This window comes from Cyclobacterium sp. 10D3-21 (assembly GCF_055809755.1).
This window is the reverse complement of the sequence record NZ_CM147924.1, coordinates 6,073,335-6,095,262: the sequence shown is the minus strand read 5'-3', so window position 1 is coordinate 6,095,262 and position 21,928 is coordinate 6,073,335. Positions and strand designations below refer to the sequence as shown.

Annotated in this window: 19 protein-coding genes; 6 read left to right on the top strand and 13 right to left on the bottom strand. The window is 39.7% G+C overall.

The window, feature by feature from the left end; translation table 11 throughout:
* Positions 1 to 212: 212 nt before the first annotated feature.
* From AC0L7T_RS23560 to AC0L7T_RS23540, 5 genes are all read left to right on the top strand, one after another.
* The gene (locus tag AC0L7T_RS23560; protein WP_473338847.1) at positions 213 to 968 is read left to right on the top strand and encodes a DUF5995 family protein; all 756 of its coding nucleotides are present in this window, start codon (positions 213 to 215) and stop codon (positions 966 to 968) included.
* A gap of 526 nt (positions 969 to 1,494) precedes the next feature.
* Positions 1,495 to 2,907, top strand: a complete 1,413-nt coding sequence (locus AC0L7T_RS23555) for a type III PLP-dependent enzyme domain-containing protein (RefSeq protein ID WP_473338845.1) — start codon at positions 1,495 to 1,497, stop codon at positions 2,905 to 2,907.
* A 121-nt stretch (positions 2,908 to 3,028) separates the two neighbouring features.
* Positions 3,029 to 3,565 carry a hypothetical protein gene (locus tag AC0L7T_RS23550; protein WP_473338844.1) on the top strand — a complete coding sequence of 179 codons (537 nt, stop codon included), beginning with the start codon at positions 3,029 to 3,031 and terminating at the stop codon, positions 3,563 to 3,565.
* A 625-nt stretch (positions 3,566 to 4,190) separates the two neighbouring features.
* Complete coding sequence (locus tag AC0L7T_RS23545) at positions 4,191 to 4,691, top strand: GreA/GreB family elongation factor (RefSeq protein ID WP_473338843.1); 501 nt, start codon at positions 4,191 to 4,193, stop codon at positions 4,689 to 4,691.
* Between the two features lie 178 nt (positions 4,692 to 4,869).
* Positions 4,870 to 5,472, top strand: a complete 603-nt coding sequence (locus tag AC0L7T_RS23540; RefSeq protein ID WP_473338842.1) for a YkgJ family cysteine cluster protein — start codon at positions 4,870 to 4,872, stop codon at positions 5,470 to 5,472.
* A 119-nt stretch (positions 5,473 to 5,591) separates the two neighbouring features.
* Here AC0L7T_RS23540 and AC0L7T_RS23535 read toward each other — a convergent pair whose 3' ends face one another.
* The 4 genes from AC0L7T_RS23535 to AC0L7T_RS23520 form a co-directional block, all read right to left on the bottom strand.
* A complete protein-coding gene (locus tag AC0L7T_RS23535) occupies positions 5,592 to 6,644 on the bottom strand; it encodes a DUF3500 domain-containing protein (RefSeq protein ID WP_473338841.1) in 1,053 nt (350 codons plus the stop codon).
* A gap of 45 nt (positions 6,645 to 6,689) precedes the next feature.
* Positions 6,690 to 7,856: an FG-GAP repeat domain-containing protein gene (locus AC0L7T_RS23530; RefSeq protein WP_473338839.1), complete on the bottom strand. Its 1,167-nt coding sequence runs from the start codon at positions 7,854 to 7,856 to the stop codon at positions 6,690 to 6,692.
* A gap of 81 nt (positions 7,857 to 7,937) precedes the next feature.
* Positions 7,938 to 8,603 (bottom strand): SDR family oxidoreductase, encoded by a 666-nt coding sequence (locus AC0L7T_RS23525; RefSeq protein WP_473338838.1) that lies wholly within the window; start codon positions 8,601 to 8,603, stop codon positions 7,938 to 7,940.
* Between the two features lie 191 nt (positions 8,604 to 8,794).
* Positions 8,795 to 9,631 (bottom strand): purine-nucleoside phosphorylase, encoded by an 837-nt coding sequence (locus tag AC0L7T_RS23520; RefSeq protein WP_473338836.1) that lies wholly within the window; start codon positions 9,629 to 9,631, stop codon positions 8,795 to 8,797.
* 375 nt (positions 9,632 to 10,006) lie between these two features.
* Between AC0L7T_RS23520 and AC0L7T_RS23515 the strand changes: the two genes are divergently transcribed.
* Positions 10,007 to 10,531, top strand: a complete 525-nt coding sequence (locus AC0L7T_RS23515) for an NADPH-dependent FMN reductase (RefSeq protein ID WP_473338834.1) — start codon at positions 10,007 to 10,009, stop codon at positions 10,529 to 10,531.
* A gap of 3 nt (positions 10,532 to 10,534) precedes the next feature.
* On the opposite strand, the gene ftsZ is transcribed toward AC0L7T_RS23515, so the two are convergent.
* The 9 genes from ftsZ to AC0L7T_RS23470 are packed head-to-tail and all read right to left on the bottom strand — an operon-like array spanning position 10,535 to position 21,915.
* On the bottom strand, positions 10,535 to 12,130 hold the full coding sequence (ftsZ, locus tag AC0L7T_RS23510) for a cell division protein FtsZ (RefSeq protein ID WP_473338832.1): 1,596 nt from the start codon (positions 12,128 to 12,130) through the stop codon (positions 10,535 to 10,537).
* A gap of 53 nt (positions 12,131 to 12,183) precedes the next feature.
* On the bottom strand, positions 12,184 to 13,500 hold the full coding sequence (gene ftsA, locus AC0L7T_RS23505; RefSeq protein WP_473338831.1) for a cell division protein FtsA: 1,317 nt from the start codon (positions 13,498 to 13,500) through the stop codon (positions 12,184 to 12,186).
* Between the two features lie 11 nt (positions 13,501 to 13,511).
* The gene (locus AC0L7T_RS23500; RefSeq protein WP_473338829.1) at positions 13,512 to 14,279 is read right to left on the bottom strand and encodes a cell division protein FtsQ/DivIB; all 768 of its coding nucleotides are present in this window, start codon (positions 14,277 to 14,279) and stop codon (positions 13,512 to 13,514) included.
* On the bottom strand, positions 14,266 to 15,666 hold the full coding sequence (murC, locus tag AC0L7T_RS23495) for a UDP-N-acetylmuramate--L-alanine ligase (protein ID WP_473338828.1): 1,401 nt from the start codon (positions 15,664 to 15,666) through the stop codon (positions 14,266 to 14,268). The genes AC0L7T_RS23500 and murC overlap by 14 nt, the downstream gene beginning before the upstream one ends.
* The gene (gene murG, locus AC0L7T_RS23490) at positions 15,663 to 16,775 is read right to left on the bottom strand and encodes an undecaprenyldiphospho-muramoylpentapeptide beta-N-acetylglucosaminyltransferase (RefSeq protein ID WP_473338826.1); all 1,113 of its coding nucleotides are present in this window, start codon (positions 16,773 to 16,775) and stop codon (positions 15,663 to 15,665) included. Before murG ends, murC begins: the two co-directional genes overlap by 4 nt.
* 4 nt (positions 16,776 to 16,779) lie before the next feature.
* On the bottom strand, positions 16,780 to 17,949 hold the full coding sequence (locus AC0L7T_RS23485; RefSeq protein WP_473338825.1) for an FtsW/RodA/SpoVE family cell cycle protein: 1,170 nt from the start codon (positions 17,947 to 17,949) through the stop codon (positions 16,780 to 16,782).
* On the bottom strand, positions 17,949 to 19,295 hold the full coding sequence (murD, locus tag AC0L7T_RS23480) for a UDP-N-acetylmuramoyl-L-alanine--D-glutamate ligase (protein ID WP_473338823.1): 1,347 nt from the start codon (positions 19,293 to 19,295) through the stop codon (positions 17,949 to 17,951). Before murD ends, AC0L7T_RS23485 begins: the two co-directional genes overlap by 1 nt.
* Complete coding sequence (gene mraY, locus AC0L7T_RS23475; RefSeq protein ID WP_473338822.1) at positions 19,296 to 20,507, bottom strand: phospho-N-acetylmuramoyl-pentapeptide-transferase; 1,212 nt, start codon at positions 20,505 to 20,507, stop codon at positions 19,296 to 19,298.
* Position 20,508: 1 nt separating this feature from the next.
* Entirely contained in the window at positions 20,509 to 21,915 is a 1,407-nt protein-coding gene (locus tag AC0L7T_RS23470) for a UDP-N-acetylmuramoyl-L-alanyl-D-glutamate--2,6-diaminopimelate ligase (protein ID WP_473343398.1), read from the bottom strand.
* Positions 21,916 to 21,928: the final 13 nt, after the last annotated feature.

Here is a 21,928-nt window from a genome sequence, read left to right as displayed (position 1 = left end):
TTGTGATTACCACAATTTATGAAATAAGTTCGAAATTTTTTTGCAAAATGCCGCGTAAACATATAACTGCATAATTTACTACCTTAGAGGGGCCACTAAAGAAACTATCAAAAGCACCTAACGGCAGGTATCAGCTTAAAACCCTTGAAGAAGGTCACCATAAAGGATTTGAGTATCATGCGATACCTTAACGTTAGACTACCTTATTTACAATGCCGGATACTACCACCATACAGGATGTCATTAAAGAACTTGATGTAATTATTGATGAGAGCATCATTACCAATAGCAGACTGGGTTTGTTCGCATATATCTATAGACGTACAACTTTTGAGATCGCTTCCGAGATTGCTTTAGGGCACTTTGAGAACAATGCGCGCTTAGAAACTTTAGATGTGGCTTTCGCCAAATTGTATCTGGATGCTTACAGCGCCTATAAAAAAGGCGAAACTATAAGTGCTTCCTGGGCTTATGCTTTTGATCATGTAGAAGATCCATTGACAATTGTGCAACATATAATGTTAGGGATGAACGCACATATAAACCTGGACCTTGCAGTGGCCACAGCAGCAACAATGTCTGGAGGAGAAATCCGTGATATTGAAAATGATTTCAATAAAGTGAATGACATCCTTTTTCAGATCACCAATGAGTTGCAAGACCGACTTAATCGAGTATCACCTTTCATGTTTATTTTAGACTTAATAGGGAAAAGTAATGATGAAAAGATCATAAATTTTAGCATGCGTAAAGCGCGTAAACAATCTTGGAATTCGGCAAAACTTCTATGGTCATTAGGCGAAGCCCATAGTGGAAATACCAGAAATAAGATTGACTATTTTGTCCTTAAGTTAAGCGAACACATTCAGTCCCCCAAGTCAATAGGGATTCGAATTTTACTCAAGTTTATTCAAAAATTTGAAACAAAAGAAGTGAGTGCCGTCATTTCTGAATTAAAAGAAGATTAGGTTAATCTGCGATTCAAAGAATAAAACTGACAAGGAAACCCAGCTAGAGGTTTCCTTTCACATCATTGAAGGTGAGTACTTTGAATAAAAAAAAATGAAATCCAGAAAAGATTGAATTTTGTTTTGTAGGAGGTGGATTCTTATTAAATTCAGGTAGTTAAAATTATTTATTACTTTGTGTGGACTACTGAACACCATAGTTTAAGGCAATAGGTTCCAGCTATGCTTTCCATTTTACTTTGAAGAAAGTGTAACTCCAGATCAGATAAGCTCTAAAGGAGAATGCCGAAGGAAACAAGCGAAACCAACCAAATAGTATCACTACTGAAGGGTTGGCTCAATTACCTCAGAAAGGGTAGTTCCAACCTAAGGCATCAAGCCATAAAATATATGAATGTTTATAATTGTTAAAAACCTTTCATATTAGAAGAGTAGGCAAGTTTACCATATACAAAACCATAGATTAATCCATAAGGTAAAAGTAGTGTAAACTTAAGGGTTATTGTTAAACTAAAGTTAAGCATGCATGAAAGAGGCTGAAAATAAAACAGTACTCGAAACGGATTATTTGGTTGTGGGATGTGGAGCGGTAGGAATGGCGTTTACTGATACCATATTATCAGAGACCGATGCCAACTTGATCCTGGTCGATAAATTTCACAAGCCAGGAGGTCATTGGAACCTGGCTTACCCTTTCGTAAGGCTTCACCAACCTTCCACTTACTATGGGGTAAGTTCGACTGAATTGGGAGGAGAAGGTAAAGACAAAGTAGGGTATAATAAGGGCCTCAATAAACTGGCTTCCGGATCGGCTATTAAAACCTATTATGACGATATAATGCACGATAAGTTTTTACCAAGCGGTCGTGTTAGATTTTTCCCATTGTGCGAATACATTGGTGGAGGAGAGTTTAAATCTCTTCTAACGAATGAACGCCATCAGGTGAAGGTAAAGAAGAAATTCGTTGATGCTACCTACATGAAAACCAAAGTGCCGGCCAACCACCAATCTAATTATACGAGAGATGCCAAGGTGTACTGTATACCTATTAATGGCTTAGTTAACCTTAAGCAAACACCTACAGGTTTTGTGATAATTGGCGGTGGGAAAACTGGAATAGACGCTTGTTTATGGCTTTTAGAAAATCATGTTCATCCTGATGATATCACGTGGATTGTCTCCAGAGATGCATGGTTGATAGATCGAAAGAACCTCCAACCTACTGAAGAAGACTTAAAGTATTTTTTGAACGACCAGGCTTCTACATTTGAGGCCTTGGTACAAGCAGAATCGATCTCAGATTTATTCCTCAAACTCGAAAAGGCTGGCGTTTTGCTAAGAATTGATACAAATGTGAAACCAAAAATGTTCCGAGGTGCTACTGTCAGTAAATTAGAATTAGAGCAGCTTAGGAGAATAAAGAAAATAGTTCGAAAAGGCCATGTGGAACATATTGGTGAGAACAAAATCACTTTTGAAATTGGCTCAATCGACACCAAACCCGGAAATGTTTTTGTGGACTGCTCTGCCAATGCACTTAGTCACGGAGAGTCAAAATCTGTTTTCTCTGGGAATACCATTACCCTACAAACAATTAGAGGGGGTCAAATAGTATTTAGTGCAGCATTAATTGCCCACATAGAGGCTTCTTATCCTGAGGAACATCATAAAAATGAATTATGCAGTGTAGTGGAATTGCCTAATCATGATACTGATTGGATAAAAATGCTATTGGGTTCTATGATGAATCAACATCGGTGGAATCAGGACCCAAAACTATCAAAATGGCTTTGTCATAATAGGTTGGATGGTTTCAGTCATTTAGTGGCAAACATCTCAAAGGACAATATAGCCTTACAGTTGATTTTAGAACGTTTACGCAAAGGTGTTAAACCAGCCATGTTGAAACTTCATCAATTTGTTTCCGAACTTTCATAATCAAACAGTTTTAAGCGTAAAAATATGAATTCATCAAATACCTAAGTAAAAATTATCCTGAAAAGATAACCACAGCCTGTAGTCAGATGGAAAAATATAATTGGATCAAATAATACAATATATGAACCTAGAACAAGCATACTTATATGCAGAGATTATATCAGCTGCAGCCGTAGTTGCATCTTTAATTTATTTAGGGGTGCAAATTAAACGAAGCAGGATTCAGTCTGAAAATGAGGCGATTGATGTAATAACCAGTAGACGTTCTGACTTTATAGAATTAATAGCTACAAATAAAGAACTGTCCTACATAATTGCGCAAGGACTTGCATCAAGAAAAAAGTTAACGCCAAATGAACATTTCAGGTATACAAGTTACTTGTACACTGTTTTTGTTGGATTAGAAATAGGATATATTAAATGGAATAGGAAAGGGGTTGATAAAGAAATGTGGCGCGCATGGGATGAAGTAATTCGATGGTGGCTATGTTTTCCAAGTGTGCAGAAATGGTGGCAGAGCAATTCAATTAATGGATTCACTATAAATTTCAATAAATATGTGCAGCATTTAATCATTGAATTACAAGAAGCTCCACCAAAAGAATTTGAAGGGTTGATGGACTTTTTGGAAAAGGCAGGGGTTAAAACAGTTAAATGAACTATCCCATTATCTTCAAAAATAATTCCCCCATCTGATGGAAGGAATAGTAGGTCTTGAAGCAATATTGAGCCAAGCGATATTTTTAAAACCTGATATAGAAAGTGATCTTTTCCCATTTTTATAAACTTAACATCTTCTGATATTATTTAAATGGCTTTATTAATTTTTTTCATAAGTTAATAAATTAGGCCTTCTTTTTGTGGAAAAAAACTAAGCTGGACAAGGATTGTAGGTCCAGAGGCATAAACCTGAGTTAGGCTGTAAAACATTGAGCGGAGAAAGTTGGGGGAATCCTTGGCAAAGCAAGGCATCCCTCCTTTACCACCCTTAGCAGCCCTCCACAAAAGGGCTGGTTATGATGATTAGGTCGGTTTTAAACTCGCATTATGCAAAAGAGGTTTATGATTGGTGTAATGACAAAAAATCAAGCTATTTGAAAACTGAGCGATAGCACCGCTATGGTGAACCTGTATACCGTCATGTAGAGTGGATAATATCAGTTAAGTGGATGATTTTGAAGTGGGGCTATCACCTAATAGAAGGTTTAATGCATATTTCAGGTAAAATCATCAAAACTCAAACTCAGTTTTTAAAGAAAATTTTTATTAATAATTAGATAACCATGAGTAGAGGATTTGTAAAAGAAGACGATCAGGAAGAAATTCCAATGGTTCCCCCTAGAGCCGACTTACCAGAGGGAGTAACCAATTACGTAACCCGGATCGGTATGGATGAACTTTTGGAAGAAAAGGAAAGGTTGATAGCGGAAAGAGAGCAGTTGGACCACAGCAATGAGAAAGAACGGAGAATTGCCTTTAATCATATCAACGCAAAATTGCAATTGCTAAATAGCCGTATAAATTCTGCCATAATAGTGGATTTGGGCAAGCAGCCTCAAAATGTTGTGCGGTTTGGAGCAATGGTAACCTTCAAAATAGGGGATGAGCGCAAACTCAATCAATATCAAATTGTAGGTGTAGACGAAGCGGATGTTGCCAAAGGGAAAATCTCCTTTATTTCGCCAATTGCAAGATTATTAATAGACAAGAAAGTTGGAGACAAAGCAATTTTGAAACTGGCCAAAGCAGATAGGGTTTTTGAAATCATGGAGATAAGCTATTAATATTTTAACCATTTATCCCCTCTTTGGATTCAGGAATTGATTTGTTCTTGGTTTAGACCGAGTTATACCTTTATGTCTGAAATAATTTTATGGAGATTCTAAAATAAAACCACACGCTTTCTTTTTATAAATAAACATCATCTTATAGCATTTTTAAGTCTACCTTCGATAAAAAATAATGTCTATAGAGCGAAAAGTGGAATTGGTGGAAAAACTTTTTCACCAATTGGAGCAAGAAAGCGCTCAGTTTGAACAAGCATCAGGAATGGGCTGTGTTTCTGGTTGTGGTAAATGTTGTACCTACCCTGATATTGAAGCCTCTCCTTTAGAATTTTTACCTTGGGCTTTTCACCTGTTTTTAAATGGTGAAGCAGAAAGCACCCTCACCAAGCTTGAGGAAACGCATAGTCCCTCTTGTTTTATTTATAAACCACTAACCATTAATGGTCAGGGTCGTTGTAGTGATTACAAATACCGGGGTTTAATTTGTCGGCTGTTTGGGTTTGCTGCCAATAAGGATAAATATGGCAATTTAAGATTGGCTACCTGTAAAATTATCAAAGAAGGTCAAGCCGATCATTATAATGCTACGGTCGAGGCCATTGCAAAAGGCTTGAATGTGCCGATTTTTACTGACTATTATATGCAATTGAATCAAATAGACTTTCACATGGGGAATAAAATTTTACCCGTAAACAAAGCCCTCAAAATGGCACTGGAAGAAGTTTTACAATATTATGCCTATAGACCTTCTCCTGAGATTAAGAAAAAGGTTGTTTAGATCAAGCAACTATTGTATTGGTTAATTCTTCTTTCGTTAGAACAAAAATAGCCCACAATATCGATTATGGGCTATTCCTTAAGTCGATCTGTGATACAAATCGGCTAGTTTTCGTATACTTACTCGGCACTATGGTCAACATTATTGCCCAAATGATCTTGTAAATAATGGCTTTGAAGCAGATCTCCTCCGAAGTCATTTTGAAGGTCTCTTACCACTGCATGTACGTGATTGGCATTGTTTTGAACATTGTCATACTCAATTAGTAGTCCAGCACCCTGAATGCTATAATAGTGAGGATGGCCAACGCTATTCGTTTCTGCTCCTGCCCAGGCAAAAGACATTTTTTCCCAACCTGAATTTTCAATTCGCTTCAATAAGTCCGCATGGTATTCTGCTGTGTATCTGGAAAGATAAACTTCTACAAGCTCCTTAAGTAAGGCCAGTTGCTTGGGTTGAAGGTCACTTCCTTTTACACCCGTCTGATCTAGAATTTTCGCTTTTCGGTCATTGGAAGTGATAATGTCTGCTGGCGCCTTGTTGGCAAAAACAGCCTGTTTCTTTTGGGTATCATTCAATGAATGCAATAATTGGAATCCTACGTTGGTTTCATCTGCCAGAACCTGCCTGTTCATATGAGGCCCTTCCAAAATGATACCTGGGTTTGACCCCATAAAAGATGGGGTGGAGGAGGTGATGGTTCCTTTGGCAGAGGAAAAATTTAAAGACAAATGATGCCCTTCCAATCTCCAGCCCCAGGCTTTGTCAGCTGAAGGTTGACCAAAAACACTGAAGTGGTAATTTAATGGATCCCGGTAAGTATCATTTTCAGGCCTGTTTTCAACGGCTCTCAATACATTTTCCAGTTCGATAATAGCCGCAGCTTTTTCTTGACCGGAAGTGCCCAAGGAAGCCCTCATCAAATTCAAGGCATTCGTGGTTTGTGTTTGGTCAAAGTCATGAAAGGTAGGGCCATTCCTTTCCCGAGGAACAAAGTGCCAATTGAATCGCTCTGAGTGATCAAAAGGGAAGCAAGCTTGCTTTTTTAATTCAGGACTTAAACTTTCTATAAATGTATTTGCCAATGGTGAAAGATCCTGCGCAGAGCTGAGTAGTACGATTCCCATTGAAAGTAGGAGTGTCGCTGAGATGCTTTTTAGGTATTGATACATGAGGGGGCTGTTTAGCTTGGGTTTATTTTTATTGTTAATTTTGGATCAATAACTTTTGTTCCAATATATTTTCAAATTCTTTGTCGCTCTTCCTGAAGCTATAATTTCAGGTTTGCCATCACCGTCAAGGTCTGCTACTTTCAGGTCCTCACAAGCCATGTCATTTTTGTCCAGCCAGTGTTTCTCCCAAGAACCATCTTCTTGTGGAACAAACATTTTTATACCCAGGTCGCCATCGTCATTGGCTTCTCTCCAGCCAACTACAATCTGGTCTTCACCCATATTGAGCAAATCTGCTGTGGCAAGCCCATGTCCCTGCATCATAGCGGAAGTTAGGAGGGTCCGATTTAGGTTTTCCATGGCAAAAGGCTTTTTGTCGACAGTATAAACGGATAAGGTTGGCCCGTGAAAGGGTTCCACACCAGTTAAAAAGGAGTTTCCTACTGCATCTTTTCCAACACGAATTTCACCAAATCCGTATTCATTAATCAGCCAGCCTTCTTTGTATTTTGATGTCCATTTACCATCCTGAAAAGAGAAGGCCTTGACGCCTTCTTTGCCACCTATGTACAATGTTTCACCTGTTTCACCGGGAGAAGTCTCCATGTTATGGGTAACGTGCATGCTTTGATCCAAGACCCAATGTTTCCAGTCCCGACCTTCTTTGTCTATTTGCTCATAAGCGATCACTTTAACGCCTTCCCCTGAGCCTCCTTTATTACCTCTTCCATGGAGGGGGAGCATGAGCAAATGAAACAAGTTGTCATTGGCCTTTACCCACCGCATACGATGAACGGTAGGTTCATGGTGTAACTTTACAGGTTCCCAGGCTTGGGTTGGGTCATCTGGTCGGATAAGGTAATGTACCGATCCGGATTTTTGTTCATTTGAGGTTTCTCCCGGATTCCATTGGGCTCCTACTGCCACTTCTACCATGCCATCGCCATTGATGTCCCTTGCGGCAATACAGACATTGTCATATTCGGTAAGGTCTTTGACCATTACAAAACGTTTCCAATCGCCGTTCCTGTACCAGACAAACTCATTTTTGTCAGCCAATAAAATGTCAGGTTTTCCATCACCGTCTACATCCCCAATGGCGAGGCCATAGCCGATTTGAATATTGTCATCCAGAATTTGGGCTATAAATTGTGGTTCTGGAGAGGTGTTTAATAAAACAGTGGTAAACAAGTAAGAAAGCCAGTGAATCATAGTTTGAGTTATTGGGGTTACTGTTCCAATAAATTTAACTAAAAAAATGATAAATGGCTAAAATCTTTAAAATAAGAAATATTATGTTACTTCCTGACCTGTTTTAAGGAATAAACGTATGGCATCTTCAATGTCTACCTTCCCTCCTAAAATCTCAAAAACCTGTGTTCCATCTATTCCATGATCGAGCATGTGAATCAAAACAGCTGCTACATCAGCCCTGGAAATGTCACCTTTTTCATTGAAAATATCGGCTACTTTTATCTTTCCAGTATAAGGGCCATCCGTTAAACTCCCTGGTCTTACAATGGCATAGGGAAGGTTGGTAGCCTTTAAGTGTTCATCAGCTGCTTTTTTTGCCAGAAGATAATGCTGCATGGATTCGTCTGCCTTTTCTGCGTTCTCTGCTCCTCTTGAACTTAGCATTACAAATTTCCTCACGCCATATTTAATCGAAAAATCAACACTTTTTATGGCTCCCTTTTTGTCTACCAGATCTGTTTTGTCTTTTCCAGTTTTAGCTCCTGATCCAGCAGCAAAGATAACTTTGTCAATCCCCTGAAAGGCATGGCCAAAATCTTGTTCTAAATCGGCAATAACGGTGGATATGCCCTTGTTTTTAAAATGATCTTCTTGAGCTTCTTTCCTAACCATTGCCACAGGGGTATAGTTAGGGTGGTCTGAAAGTTTTTCCGATAGTATGCGTCCTATATTTCCGTTCGCACCAATAATTAATACTTTTTCCATAATTGCTATGTTTTTAATCTAAGCAATCCAAGAATTGTTCCAAGAAGGAATTTTTACTTAAAGAAGTAACAATAATGTTTTTTGAGTCAAACCCGAGATACTCAATTGCTGTACTATAGGAGGTGAAAAAAACATCGCCTAAATATCCATTCACCTGATTTTCATTTAGAACCGGGTTTGGCCTCCGAAGGCTAAATTTTCTTTAATAGTTCCAGAATGGTTTTACGCATATTAGGTTCTGCCTTGGCAGCTGCCTGTAGAATATCAGGAAGGTAAACCTTCTTAATATTTCCAGGGGTACAAAGATCTGTGATGGCCGATAGCGCAAAAACGTTCATTCCGGATTGAACAGCCACGATTACCTCAGGAACTGTACTCATCCCGACCGCATCTGCGCCAATAGTTCTCAAGTATTTGTACTCTGCCGGCGTTTCCAGGTTTGGCCCCTGAACTCCAGCATATACTCCCCTTTGTAGTTTTATTTGGTTTTGTTGAGCAATTTCAAATGCCAATTGGATCATTTTCTTGTTGTATGCCTCACTCATGTCGGGAAATCGGTCCCCAAAATCCTCTAAATTTGGTCCTCTTAGTGGGTTTTCTGGAAAAAGGTCTATATGATCTTCGATGATCATAATGTCTCCGATTTTAAAATCAGGATTTAGTCCTCCCGAAGCGTTGGAAACAATCAGGGATTTGATTCCCAGCATTTTCATTACCCGGATAGGAAAGGTTACCTCTTTCATGGAATAGCCTTCGTAATAATGAAAACGGCCCTTCATAGCGAGAATAAGTTTGCCTTCCACCTTTCCTAGAACTAATTTGCTTTGATGTGAAACAACTGTTGGGATAGGGAAATGCGGAATTTCTTGGTAAGGGATTTCGGTGATCACCTCTATGTCGTTGAGCAAACTTCCTAATCCAGTACCAGAAATTATACCTATTTCAGGTTTACCATTAATTATACCTTTTAGGTGAGTTACTGCCTGGTGGATTTTGTCCAGGTAGGTGATTTCGAGCTCTTTATGCATATTGTTTTGGTGATTCAGTGATTGTAAGTTAATTGTAGTTTTAACTAAAATAGGCAAAATCCTTGTATTTAGTGTTGAAATTGCCACACAAAACAGGTAAATTGCCTCTTTGACATTGCTTATCCACCTGAAGTTATGGATTCCTTTCTTTTATAACTTTGTAGATATAACTATATCGTAGGTGAAATTTTTGGCAAATTTAGATTGGGGTTCTGCGAATTAAAATGCTGATTTTTTCATTAAGGTTTACTTGCCATTTGCAGGAATTGATTTCATTTAGTAATCATTTGTCTGGTGCCTATTTCGGGTTAAAATAAAAAATAAGAAACTTTATATGCCCCTTGGTTGTAATAATATAATCAAATTAAAGCCTTTATGATTAAAATAATAGTTGGTACCAATCGTAAAAATGCAATTTCGGAGAAAATCGCTGTTGTTTATAAAGAGATTTTGGAACAACATGGTGCCAAAGCAGAAATCATCAACCTTTCGGAACTTCCAGACGACTTTATTTTTACCGCTTTGTATGAGCACAATGGCAAAAATAAAGCATTCAATGCCATTCATGACAAAATTAAAAGTGGGAACAAGTTTGTTTTCATCGTACCTGAGTACAATGGTTCTTTTCCTGGAATTTTAAAGTCCTTTATTGATGGGATGACCTATCCAAACAGCTTTAGTTCTAAGAAATGCGCCTTGGTTGGTATTTCCTCAGGTATCGGCGGGGGTGGCATCGCACTTAGCCACCTTACCGACATCTTCAATTACCTGGGTATGCATGTTTTGGCCAATAAAATTAAACTGGCAAAAATAGAGGAAAATATGTCAAAGGACCATGTTACCAACAGGTTGTATATGGCACTTTTAAATGAGCAAGCAAAATCGTTGATTGACTTTTAAAGGTCAATCAACATTGTCATGCAAGAACCTGTTATTGCTAATGATTTCATTGTCATCATTAAGGTTAAATTTAGAAATACTCCTTTCAGAACTGTGTTGAACTTCTTGAAGTTTGATCTTTTTTCTTAGATAAGCAGGCACTTCAATTTTTTCTTTGAATTCTTCTGGAGTCTGATTCACAGATCTCATTTGCCTTAACTTCTCAAACCTGTCATGGGCTCTTTTAAGTGCTTTCACCTTGATTTGTTCAAAATAATCCACTTGATTGACAGCTGGTGCTTCTGTTTCCTTTTCTTCTTGCGGATATTGCTCTTGACCAGGTTTGTCAAATAATGACAGTACTTTTTTAGGTTCCTGTTTAGGTTCTGGAGACACATATTCAAAATCATTGTCATCAGACTCAGTCGCTTTACTTTGCTGAGGATTTACCTTTGGGGCGACATCATTGATTACAGGTTCTTCCTGTTTTGTTTGATCCTGAACAGGCATGGGCGGTTGCTGTACAGTGAAAGTTACGGATTGTCCAGAGACTGTAGCCTCCTCCTCTTTCGAGGTTTTACCCGATTCCAGATGAATCACCTTTTTTGTGGGCTCTTCTTCATTATCCTTATTGTTTTTGGCTGCTAAGGATTTTGTTTCAAAACCAGTGGCTATCACCGTAACACGTATAGCTTTTTTAAGGTCTGGATCTATACCTTGTCCAAAGATCACATCCGCCATGTCGCCTGCTCTTTCCTGGATGTATTCTGTGATTTCTACCAGTTCGTCCATAGACAACTCTTCTTCTTCTCCAGACATGATAGATAGCAGAATTTTTTCTGCACCTTTTATATCCACATTGTTTAACAATGGTGAAGAAATGGCTTTTTCGGCGGCCTTTATAGCCCTTCCTTCGCCTTCTTCCATTGCAGAGCCCATTACTGCTGCTCCGGCATCTTTCATGACAGTTTTCACATCTTCAAAATCCACGTTTACATCCTGTGTTTCTGTGATGATTTCTGCGATGGATTTTGCAGCGGTACTTAGAATATTGTCTGCCTTACCAAATGCCTGGCGAATAGGTAAATTACCATAGATATCGCGAAGCTTATCATTAAGGATAACAAGCACGGTGTCACAACTTTCTTTCAAGGCTTCAATTCCAGCCTGTGCAGAGGAAGTTTTTTTCCTGCCTTCAAATATAAATGGCGCAGTGACAATGCCTACAGTCAGGATGTCCATGTCCTTGGCTATTTTAGCAATGACAGGAGCAGCACCGGTACCAGTACCACCACCCATACCAGCGGTGATAAATACCATTTTGGTATTGTCTTCAAGGAGTTTTCTAATTTCGTCCTTGCTTTCCAATGCCGCATTTTTGCCTCTTTCAGGGTTTGCGCCTGCACCCAATCCTTCAGTAAGGTGAACGCCTATTTGAAGTTTTAGCGGGACAGGACTGCTTTTTAAAGCTTGGGAATCCGTGTTGACTACCACAAATTCCACGTCTTTTATCCCCTGGTTAAACATGTGATTCACGGCGTTGGAACCACCTCCTCCTACACCAATGACCTTGATGATCGATCGGTGGTTTTTTTGAATATCAAATTTATAGTCTTTCATGATGCTTGACATTTTTCCTCTTTGAATACTGATTTTTTTTCTTACTTCTGATATTAATATTGTCCGGAGTCATCTCCTATATCATCAGTAATGAATCTTTTTAGCTTTTTAGTGATTGACCCGAAAATATCACTTCCTATCTGATCTGTTCTTAACCCTCTCTTTCCTTCCGGGATTTTCAAGCTTTCTTTCAATCGATAGGTGTCCTCTCTATCATCTAACCCTCTAAATCCAGCCAATACCAGACCTACGGTAGTAGCATACATTGGACTTTTAACATCATCTACTTTGGACTTGCCCAAGTGTTCATTTGGATAGCCTATCCTAGTGTCCAGTCCCGTGATGTATTCAAAAAGCGGGCCGACTCCATGAAGCAATGAACCACCACCGGTCAATACTATGCCGCCAGCGAGTTTTTTGTAAACACCACTGGTTGCTATTTCTGATTGAACCATTTCTATAATTTCCTCCATTCTTGCCTGGATAATTGAAGCAAGATTTTTAACGGAAATTTCTTTTGGTGGTCGGTTTCTCAATCCAGGTATAGATACTATTTCATTTGGATTGGCTTCTTCGGCTATTGCCTTTCCAAATTTTGTTTTTAACAATTCAGCCTGATGTTGCATGACCATGCAACCTTCTTTTATATCTGCTGTAATGATATTTCCTCCGAAAGGAATTACAGCAGTATGCCTGATTATGTTGTCGTAAAATATGGCTACATCTGTCGTACCTCCGCCAATGTCTACCAAGCATACACCAGCTTCTTTATCCATGTCACTAAGGACAGATAAAGAACTTGCCAATGGCTCAAGGATCAAAGATTTGGATTGCAGGTTGGCTCGCTTTACACAACGATCAATATTATTTATAGCAGCAGACTGAGCAGTGATGATGTGAAAGTCTGCTTCCATTCGCGCGCCGGACATTCCAACAGGGTCACGAATGCCTTCTTCATAATCCACCGTATAGTCTTGTGGCATCACATGAATAATACTATTGCCTGGAGGAACGACTATGTTTTCCATGTCATTGGACAACCTGCGGACATCCTCAACAGTAATTTCTTCGTCCTTAGGGTTTCTGATAATCACACCATGGTGTATAGAGCTTCGGATATGTTGGCCTGCTATACCCACAATCACCTCACCAATGTCCACATTTGACATTTCGGATGCTTCATTTACTGCTTTAGTAATTGCATTTACCGTTTTGTCAATATTGGTAACGATGCCCCTGATTACGCCATCAGAAACTGCTTTACCCATACCCAACACCTCTAGCTTTCCATATTCGTTCTTTCGGCCTATAATGGCACATATTTTTGTGGTGCCAATATCCAGTCCTACAATGAGTTTTTCGTTTTCCATAGCGCTAACAATTATTCACAAATAATTTGATCCTTATATTTTACATTGACCCGGTCATAAGTATTCCATCCTTTTTCTGGTAGGATTTTCTTATAATAGGTTTTTATTTTTCTAAACTTTATTTCAATATCTTCAGCCTTACCAAACTCTATCACCTGTTTCCCTACTTGTTGGTACATATTGATGTCTCCATTAGCAAGTAGTTCCAAAGCACTGATTTGAGCCAACCAGAAAGGGTCTGAATTGATGAATTTTATTAATTCCATCAATGGCGCATTTTTTATTGAAAGGTCACTTTCCTTTAACAATGCCTCCGCTTTGCTACCTGTCAGAATTAAAACCCTGGTGGTGTAGTTGGATGAGGTGGGGAGAATTTTGCCAGAGGAACTGATGTATCCATCAGCAGCCATTGGGCGAACAATCCTTGCAATGGGCACATGTTGGCTCACTTTTACCATTAAAGTGCCCTTTAAATTTTCAAACACCTCTGCCTTTTTCACAAAAGGATGTGCTTCTACCTTTTTTTCTACTTCATGAATGGAGATCCTTTCCTTTGCCGTATTGCTAAGTAAGCTGGGGAATGCATTCGTCAATAATTCAATAACTTCTTTTTCATCAACAAAGTAAACATCACTCACTCCCTCTACAAAAACGTCCAGTTCAGAAAGTGCACGACTTTCTGTCTTATGCTCTGTAAAAGCAATAAAGCCAACCAAGGTCATCCCCAATATTATCATCAGGAAGGACTTTTTAAGTTTCCATCCCTTATTTATCATCATCTCTTATCCATTTTTCAATTGGTTTTACCAAACGATCAATATCCCCGGCACCAATGGTTACTAAAACCTCCGGGGTATGTTGAACCAAATGGGTTATTAAATCATCTTTTGAAATCACACATTTATTAAGACTTGTGATTTCAGGAAGTAACATCTCTGAAGTAATACCTGCTATAGGTTGCTCCCTTGCTGGGTATATGTCTAGTAAAATGACTTCATCTGCCAAGGACAAACTTTCAGAAAAACCATTGGCAAAATCTCTTGTACGTGTAAATAAATGCGGCTGAAATACAGCGGTTATTTTCTTGTTTGGATACATCGCTTTTACCGACTGCAAAAAGGCTTTGATCTCTTCAGGGTGGTGTGCATAATCATCGATATAGGTGATGCGATCACTATTGTATATCTTTTCAAATCTTCTTTTCACGCCTTTATAGGTGCCAATACCATCTATTATTGCCTCCTTTGAAAGCCCATAATGAATAGCTACGGCCACTGCCGCCAATGCATTCTCAATATTGTGAAAGCCTGGAACCCCTAATACAAGACCATCAATTCTTTGGCCTTCTGCTACATAGTCAAAGGTAAAAGAAGTCGTACCTACTTTAATATTGTCTGCATGGATGTTGCCGGAATGCAAGCCATACAGGTAAACCGGAGCAGCACCTAATTCTTTTTGTTTGATTTTTTCGTAAGCATTCTGATGGATGATCAATTTGCCATCCGGGTTGGTAAGCCTTATAAAGGCGGCGAAACCCTCCATCAATTGTTCTGCATCCCCATAGATGTCCAGGTGATCTGGATCTATGCTGGTGACTATACTCAGGTCAGGGTGGAGGTGTAGAAAAGAACGATCAAATTCATCGGCTTCCACTACCACTACTGGAGAATCTGTACTTCCCTCGTCATGAAGGATAAGGTTGTTTTTATAATTTTGAGTAAGGCCACCTAGAAATGCAGCAGTATTATATCCTGCATGTTTTAGCAAATGTGCGACCATGGAAGAAGTAGTGGTTTTTCCATGTGTGCCTGCTATGGCTACAGACTCCATATTTCTTGTGATCAGACCCAAAACCGCAGCTCTCTTCTGAATAGCAAATCCATTTGTTTCAAAGTACTTGTACAATTTGCTGGTTTGAGGTACAGCAGGGGTCCAAACCACTAATTTGTCGGCACCCGAAGTTTTAAACGGTTCAGGAATACTACTACTCTCATCTTCGTAACTTATTTGCATTCCTTCCGCCTCAAGCGCTTCAGTTAATGGAGATGGCGTTTTATCATAACCATACACAGGAACTCCAATATGATTGAACCACCTGGCAATGGCACTCATACCTATTCCTCCAATCCCTAGAAAAAAGACGCTATGTAAGTTTTTTAAATTCATTGTATCAGTGCTTCCATTACTTTGACGATATCTTTGGCTGCCTCAGGCTTTGCCAGTTTTTTTATTTCTTGAGACAATTTATCTCGTTTCCCTTGGTCATTAAGCAAGGAGTGTACCATAGGGCCTAATTGTTCAATTGCATCATCATCCTGAAGGATTAATGCTGCTTTTTGCGAAACATAGGCCATGGCATTTTTGGTCTGATGATCTTCAGCCACATTCGGAGAAGGGATAAAAATCACTGGTTTTCCTACCAAGCTTAGTTCGGAAACCGATAAAGCACCAGACCGGGAAATCACCAGATCAGCAGCAGCATATGCGAGATCCATGTCCTTGATAAACTCCAAAGGATAAATCCCTTTGACACCAGAGGCTTTTACTTGCTCAATGGTTTTTTCATAATAGAACTTCCCTGTTTGCCATAAAACCTGGTAGCCCTTGGTTTCAAAATCTGCCATTGAATGAAGCAGGGCCTGATTGAGTGTTCTTGCGCCCAGACTCCCTCCAATGGATAGGATTACAGGTAAATCAGGGTTAAGCCCAAAATGAGTCAATGCTTTTGCCCTCTTATCTGCTATCGAGAGGATGTCCTTTCTTACAGGGTTGCCGGTGTACTTGATTTTAGCGGCAGGGAAATAGCGCTCCATGTCAGGGTAGGCCACACAAATGGCACTTGCATTTTTTGCCAATAGTTTATTGGTCAGTCCTGCATAACTGTTTTGTTCCTGTATTAACGTAGGTAGGCCTTTTCGTTGAGCGGAAAAAAGGACAGGGCCACTGGCATATCCTCCAACTCCAACCACCAGGTGCGGATCAAAATTTCGAATTATTTTTTTCGCTTTTTGGAGACTACTCAACACTTTAAAAGGAAAGCTTAAGTTTTCAAGTGTCAATCTTCTTTGTAACCCGGCTATCTTTAATCCTTCTATTTTGTAGCCTGCTTCAGGCACTTTTTGCATTTCCATTTTGCCTTCTGCTCCTACAAACAAGACTTCACTTTCTGGATATTTTTCGTTCCAAGCCTTAGCAATGGCAATGGCAGGGTAGATATGTCCACCAGTGCCTCCACCACTAATTATGATTCGATATGTTCCTCCAGTGTTATTCAATTCTTTATGCTACTTTAACTTTTCTATTGATCGATTTTTGTTCATTTACGAAGGCATCTTCATGATCACCCCGGCTAATACTTAATATAATCCCTAAGGATATCCCTGTGAATATCAGGGAAGTCCCCCCCATACTCACCATGGGCAATGGCAATCCAGTAATAGGAACCAATCCTACGGTTACCCCCATGTTTATCATGGCCTGTATTACCAGAGAAAAACTCAGGCCAGCCGATAACAAACCGCCAAATGGCCGGGTGGAAATGGCGACCACCCGCATACCTCTATAGAGTAGGGCCAGGTAAAGAAAAAGCACAAATCCTCCCCCGATCATGCCATACTCTTCAATGATAATGGCATAAATAAAATCTGAATAAGGGTGGGGAAGAATATTCCTCTGTTCACTATTTCCTGGACCTTTGCCAGAAATGCCTCCGGTGGCAATGGCTATATAAGAGTGCTTGGCCTGAAATGGGATCCCAGCAGGATCATCATCCATAAATTTCTCTATTCTCGAAAAGAAAACACCACCCCTTTGCCCCATCAAGATAGCAGTAGAAAGCACCAATGCGCCTACCATGCCAACTACCATAAGGTATTTTAAAGGAACCCGCCCTATAAACATTAGCAACATGCAGGTGGCAAGGAGCATGACGGCTGTGGACATATTGGCTATCGCAATAAGTAAACAGATGATGCCAATCCAAATGATGATAGGAATGAATGTTCCTTTTATATCTGTAATCTTCCGTTGTCGTTTTGCCAACATTCCAGCTACTGCGGATATAAGGGCTAATTTGGCCAAATCAGAAGGTTGGAATGCCTGATTAATTATTGGGACAGTTAGCCATCTATTGGCTTCATTGATGGTAGAGCCAAAGAGGTAAGTGATCATAAGTAATGGCACACTTACCCAAAGTGCAAATAGGCTCAACTTGGAAAAGTATTTGTAGGGGATATTGTGCACCGCCCACATAACAACCAAACTGGCAAGAATCAAAGCGCTGTGTTTAAACAGGTATATTTCCGTATTCCCTCCCATCCTTCTATAAGCAAGAGAACCTGTAGCTGAGTAAACAGCCAGAATACTGATTAAAGACAATAGAAGGACGATTCCCCAAATAATTAGGTCGCCTTTTAAGTTGTCTTCCAGCCAGATTTTTACCTTCGTCATTAATTTTTATCCTTTAATCTTAATACCGCCTCTTTAAATTGATCACCTCTATCCTCGTAATTTTTGAACAAATCAAAACTTGCGCAAGCAGGAGATAAAAGGGCTACATCTCCTGATGTTCCATAATCAGAAGCCCATTGTACGGCTTCCCTTATGTCTTCTGTGCTTAGGATAATCGGTATTTTGCCTGAGAAAGCTATTTTTAGCTTTTCATTTTCCTTCCCAAGGCAAATCAACACTTTGACATGATCTATTACCTTCTCATCCAATAAGCTGTAATCATTTCCTTTATCCACTCCTCCAGCTATCCATATCAATGGTTCCTGAAAAGCACTCAGTGCAAAGGCGGTAGCATCCACATTGGTACCCTTACTGTCATTGATAAACTTTATGCCTTTGACTTCCGCCACTTCTTCCATTCTGTGGGCAGCATTCACAAAACTTTTAAGCGCAGGCCCTATTTTCTCCATAGGTGCGCCTGCCAATATCGCTGCCGATGTTGCTGCCAGCGTATTGATTAAATTATGTTCTCCATGGAGCACCATCTCGCTTGTTGGCCAGGACCATTCTGACCCAGAAAGTTCGAGGTGTAATTCATTGTTCTGAATATATCCCTTGGTTAATGTTTGTTTTTCCAGGGCAATGGGCACTAGGCTTGGTTTGCCTATCCTATTTTCCATGGCGCTCAAAATATTATTATCCGCCACATGAAAGATCAAATGGTCTCCTTCAACCATTTTGTCAGTAAGTTTCACTTTTGCGGCAGCATATGTTTCCAGCTTATACTGATACCTATCCAGATGATCAGGTGTAATGTTCAATAGAATGGCGATTGTAGGTTTCAAATCAACAAATCCCTCTATTTGAAAACTACTCACTTCCAAAACCCACCAACTGTAATCCTGCTCAACCAATTGTAATGCCCAGCTTTGACCAACATTTCCACCCAGCCCTACATCCATACCAGCACTTTTCATCAAGTGATAAATAAGCAGGGTAGTAGTGGTTTTTCCATTGGTGCCGGTGATGGCTATCACTTTGCCTTTAGAAAAGGTATGGGCAAATTCCAGTTCATCTATTACGGCTATCCCTGCGGCCATTAATTTTACAACAATCGGGGCTTCAAATGGTATACCTGGCGATTTGATGACAGTTTGCGCATCCAAAAGAAGATTTAAACTGTGTTGGCCTTCCTCAAAAGCGATGTTTTTTTCTGAAAAAACGCTTTTTTTCTCTTCTTTAATCTTTCCCGCATCAGACACAAAAACCCTGTGCCCATGCTTATGGGCCAATAAAGCAGCGCCAAAGCCACTTTCTCCGGATCCTAAAATTACTGTCTTCTGCATTTACCTTAATTTTAATGTCGCCAATGCCATGATGGCAAACAAGATTCCCAAAATCCAAAACCGTACAGTTATTTTGGCTTCAGGGATATTTCTTTTCTGATAGTGGTGGTGTAAAGGAGACATTAAAAAGACCCTTCTTCCCTCACCATATTTTTTCCTTGTGTATTTAAAATAACCTACCTGGATTATGACAGAAAGCAGTTCGATAAGAAAAATTCCACACAAAACTGGAAGGAGCAATTCCTTTCTTAAGGTCAGGGATAGCACTGCTATCACACCACCAATCATTAAGCTACCTGTGTCCCCCATAAACACCTGAGCTGGGTAGGAATTGTACCATAAAAAACCAACACATGCCCCTACAAAAGCCGAACAGAAAATCACCAACTCACCAGAATTAGGGATAAACATTACATTCAGGTATTGAGAAAAGGTAACATTTCCACTTATATAGGCATAAATGGCTATGGTTAGGCCAATGATTGCCGAAGTTCCTGCAGCCAATCCATCTATCCCATCCGTAATATTGGCGCCATTGGAAACGGCTGTAACCACAAAAATCACCAAAAGGATATAGAGAAATGGGGTTAAGCTTTCTCCCAGAAAACCAAAGACGATATCATAGTTTAGCTCATTGTTTTTGAGAAAAGGAATCGTTGTCTTCATGGACTTTACATCCTCAAAAGAGGGAGTAGCCACCATTCCTTCTTCTATAGATACGCTGTCGTGAAATTCTCTCACCACTACATCCTCATGAAAATAGAGGGTGGTACCTACGATGATACCAATACCGACCTGGCCTACAATTTTAAATTTTCCAGCAAGGCCTTCTTTATTCTTTTTAAATACCTTGATATAATCATCCAGGAAACCGATGGCTCCCAGCCAAAGTGTTGTTACCAGCAATAGAATGATGTAAATATTATAAATATTAGCAAAAAGAAGGGTAGGAATAACAATGGCAGCCATAATCATGACTCCACCCATTGTGGGGGTACCCTTTTTTTCCAATTGTCCTTGGAGACCCAGTTCTCTAACTGTTTCTCCAATAGATTTTTTTCTGATCCAGTCAATAATGGTTTTACCCAAAGTAATGGTGATCAACAAGGAAACCAATGTAGCCATGCCTGCCCTGAAGGAAATATATTTAAATACTCCAGCTCCAGGGAAATCAAAAGTTTTGTCGATATAGTCAAAAAGGTGGTATAGCATCTTAATCCTTGAATAAAAGCTTTAAAAGTTCACTTACTATTTGTTTGTCGTCAAAAGGATGTTTTACACCCTTTATTTCCTGATATGTTTCATGGCCTTTACCTGCAATCAGAACAATGTCCCCAGGTTGTAATAAATGGCAGGCTGTTTTAATAGCTGATTTCCTGTCTTCTATTGAAAGCACCTTTCTTTGGTCTATTGGGCTCAGGCCTGCCTCCATGTCCTTAATTATAGCCATTGGCTCCTCATCTCTTGGATTGTCAGAAGTAAGGATGACCTTATTGCTGAATTTGCAAGCGATTTTTGCCATTACAGGCCTTTTGGTTACATCCCGGTTGCCACCGCAGCCTACGACTGTAATAAGGGTCTCAGTTCCAGTACGGAGTTTTTGGATCGTCTTAAGAACGTTTTCCAGTGCATCTGGTGTATGGGCATAATCGATAATAGCCGTGATGCCGTTTTGTACCAGAAGATCAAACCTACCTACAGCTCCTTTTAGCATTGAAAGTTGACGCAATATCTCTTCCTCATTTTCTCCAAGAAGCTGGGCAATACCCAATACCCCTAAAAGATTGTAAGCATTAAATTCACCTGTAAGTCTAAACCAAACAGATTTTCCATCAAGATCCATTTCAAGTCCCTGGATAGAGTTGTCGATGATTCTGGCTTTAAAATCTGCTGGGTACTTCAAAGCAAAAGTGTAAGGCCTTGCTTTGGAGTTTTGAAGCATCACCAAGCCTCTTTTGTCATCCGCATTGACCAAAGCAAAAGCCTCCTTTGGCAATTCGTCAAATAGTTTTTTCTTCGCTTTGATATAATGGTCAAAGTCCCCATGATAATCCAGGTGGTCATGGGATAAGTTGGTAAACAATGCTCCGGCAAATTTTAATCCTGCCGTTCTTTCCTGAACGATGGCATGGGAACTTGCTTCCATGAAGCAATGGGTACAACCCTCTTCAAGCATTTTGACCAGAAGTTCATTGATTGAAATGGTATCTGGTGTAGTATGGCTCGCAGGTATTACCTGTTCTTTAATTTTATTCTCAACAGTTGATATCAAACCGGCAGAATAGCCAAGTTCTGTATACAACTGGTGCAATAAGGTAACTGTGGTGGTTTTACCATTGGTACCTGTCACAGCGACTATTTTTATTTTTTCTGAAGGATGGTTGTAAAAATTGGCAGCCATCAAGCCCATTGATCTTGAAGCATTTACTACTTGTACGTAAGTGATCCCTTCCTCCAGGTTTTCCGGAAGATGCTCACAAACAATAGCTTTCGCTCCCTTTTTTATGGCTTTTTCAATATAGGCATGACCATCCACCTGGGTTCCTGGAATTGCGATGAATGCGGCACCTTCACTGACATTTCTACTGTCGAATGTCAGTTGTGTGATACCCACTTCCATATTCCCCTTGGTA

Bases quoted from the DNA above. Each gene is read 5' to 3' on its own strand.
- mraY (WP_473338822.1), bottom strand. From the start codon at position 20,507: ATGCTATACCACCTTTTTGACTATATCGACAAAACTTTTGATTTCCCT.
- AC0L7T_RS23525 (WP_473338838.1), bottom strand. From the start codon at position 8,603: ATGGAAAAAGTATTAATTATTGGTGCGAACGGAAATATAGGACGCATA.
- murC (WP_473338828.1), bottom strand. From the start codon at position 15,666: ATGAATTTAAAAAACTTACATAGCGTCTTTTTTCTAGGGATTGGAGGA.
- murD (WP_473338823.1), bottom strand. From the start codon at position 19,295: ATGCAGAAGACAGTAATTTTAGGATCCGGAGAAAGTGGCTTTGGCGCT.
- AC0L7T_RS23530 (WP_473338839.1), bottom strand. From the start codon at position 7,856: ATGATTCACTGGCTTTCTTACTTGTTTACCACTGTTTTATTAAACACC.
- AC0L7T_RS23545 (WP_473338843.1), top strand. From the start codon at position 4,191: ATGAGTAGAGGATTTGTAAAAGAAGACGATCAGGAAGAAATTCCAATG.
- AC0L7T_RS23560 (WP_473338847.1), top strand. From the start codon at position 213: ATGCCGGATACTACCACCATACAGGATGTCATTAAAGAACTTGATGTA.
- ftsZ (WP_473338832.1), bottom strand. From the start codon at position 12,130: ATGAAAGACTATAAATTTGATATTCAAAAAAACCACCGATCGATCATC.
- AC0L7T_RS23485 (WP_473338825.1), bottom strand. From the start codon at position 17,949: ATGACGAAGGTAAAAATCTGGCTGGAAGACAACTTAAAAGGCGACCTA.
- AC0L7T_RS23535 (WP_473338841.1), bottom strand. From the start codon at position 6,644: ATGTATCAATACCTAAAAAGCATCTCAGCGACACTCCTACTTTCAATG.
- AC0L7T_RS23520 (WP_473338836.1), bottom strand. From the start codon at position 9,631: ATGCATAAAGAGCTCGAAATCACCTACCTGGACAAAATCCACCAGGCA.
- AC0L7T_RS23515 (WP_473338834.1), top strand. From the start codon at position 10,007: ATGATTAAAATAATAGTTGGTACCAATCGTAAAAATGCAATTTCGGAG.
- ftsA (WP_473338831.1), bottom strand. From the start codon at position 13,500: ATGGAAAACGAAAAACTCATTGTAGGACTGGATATTGGCACCACAAAA.
- AC0L7T_RS23470 (WP_473343398.1), bottom strand. From the start codon at position 21,915: ATGGAAGTGGGTATCACACAACTGACATTCGACAGTAGAAATGTCAGT.
- AC0L7T_RS23540 (WP_473338842.1), top strand. From the start codon at position 4,870: ATGTCTATAGAGCGAAAAGTGGAATTGGTGGAAAAACTTTTTCACCAA.
- AC0L7T_RS23550 (WP_473338844.1), top strand. From the start codon at position 3,029: ATGAACCTAGAACAAGCATACTTATATGCAGAGATTATATCAGCTGCA.
- AC0L7T_RS23555 (WP_473338845.1), top strand. From the start codon at position 1,495: ATGAAAGAGGCTGAAAATAAAACAGTACTCGAAACGGATTATTTGGTT.
- AC0L7T_RS23500 (WP_473338829.1), bottom strand. From the start codon at position 14,279: ATGATGATAAATAAGGGATGGAAACTTAAAAAGTCCTTCCTGATGATA.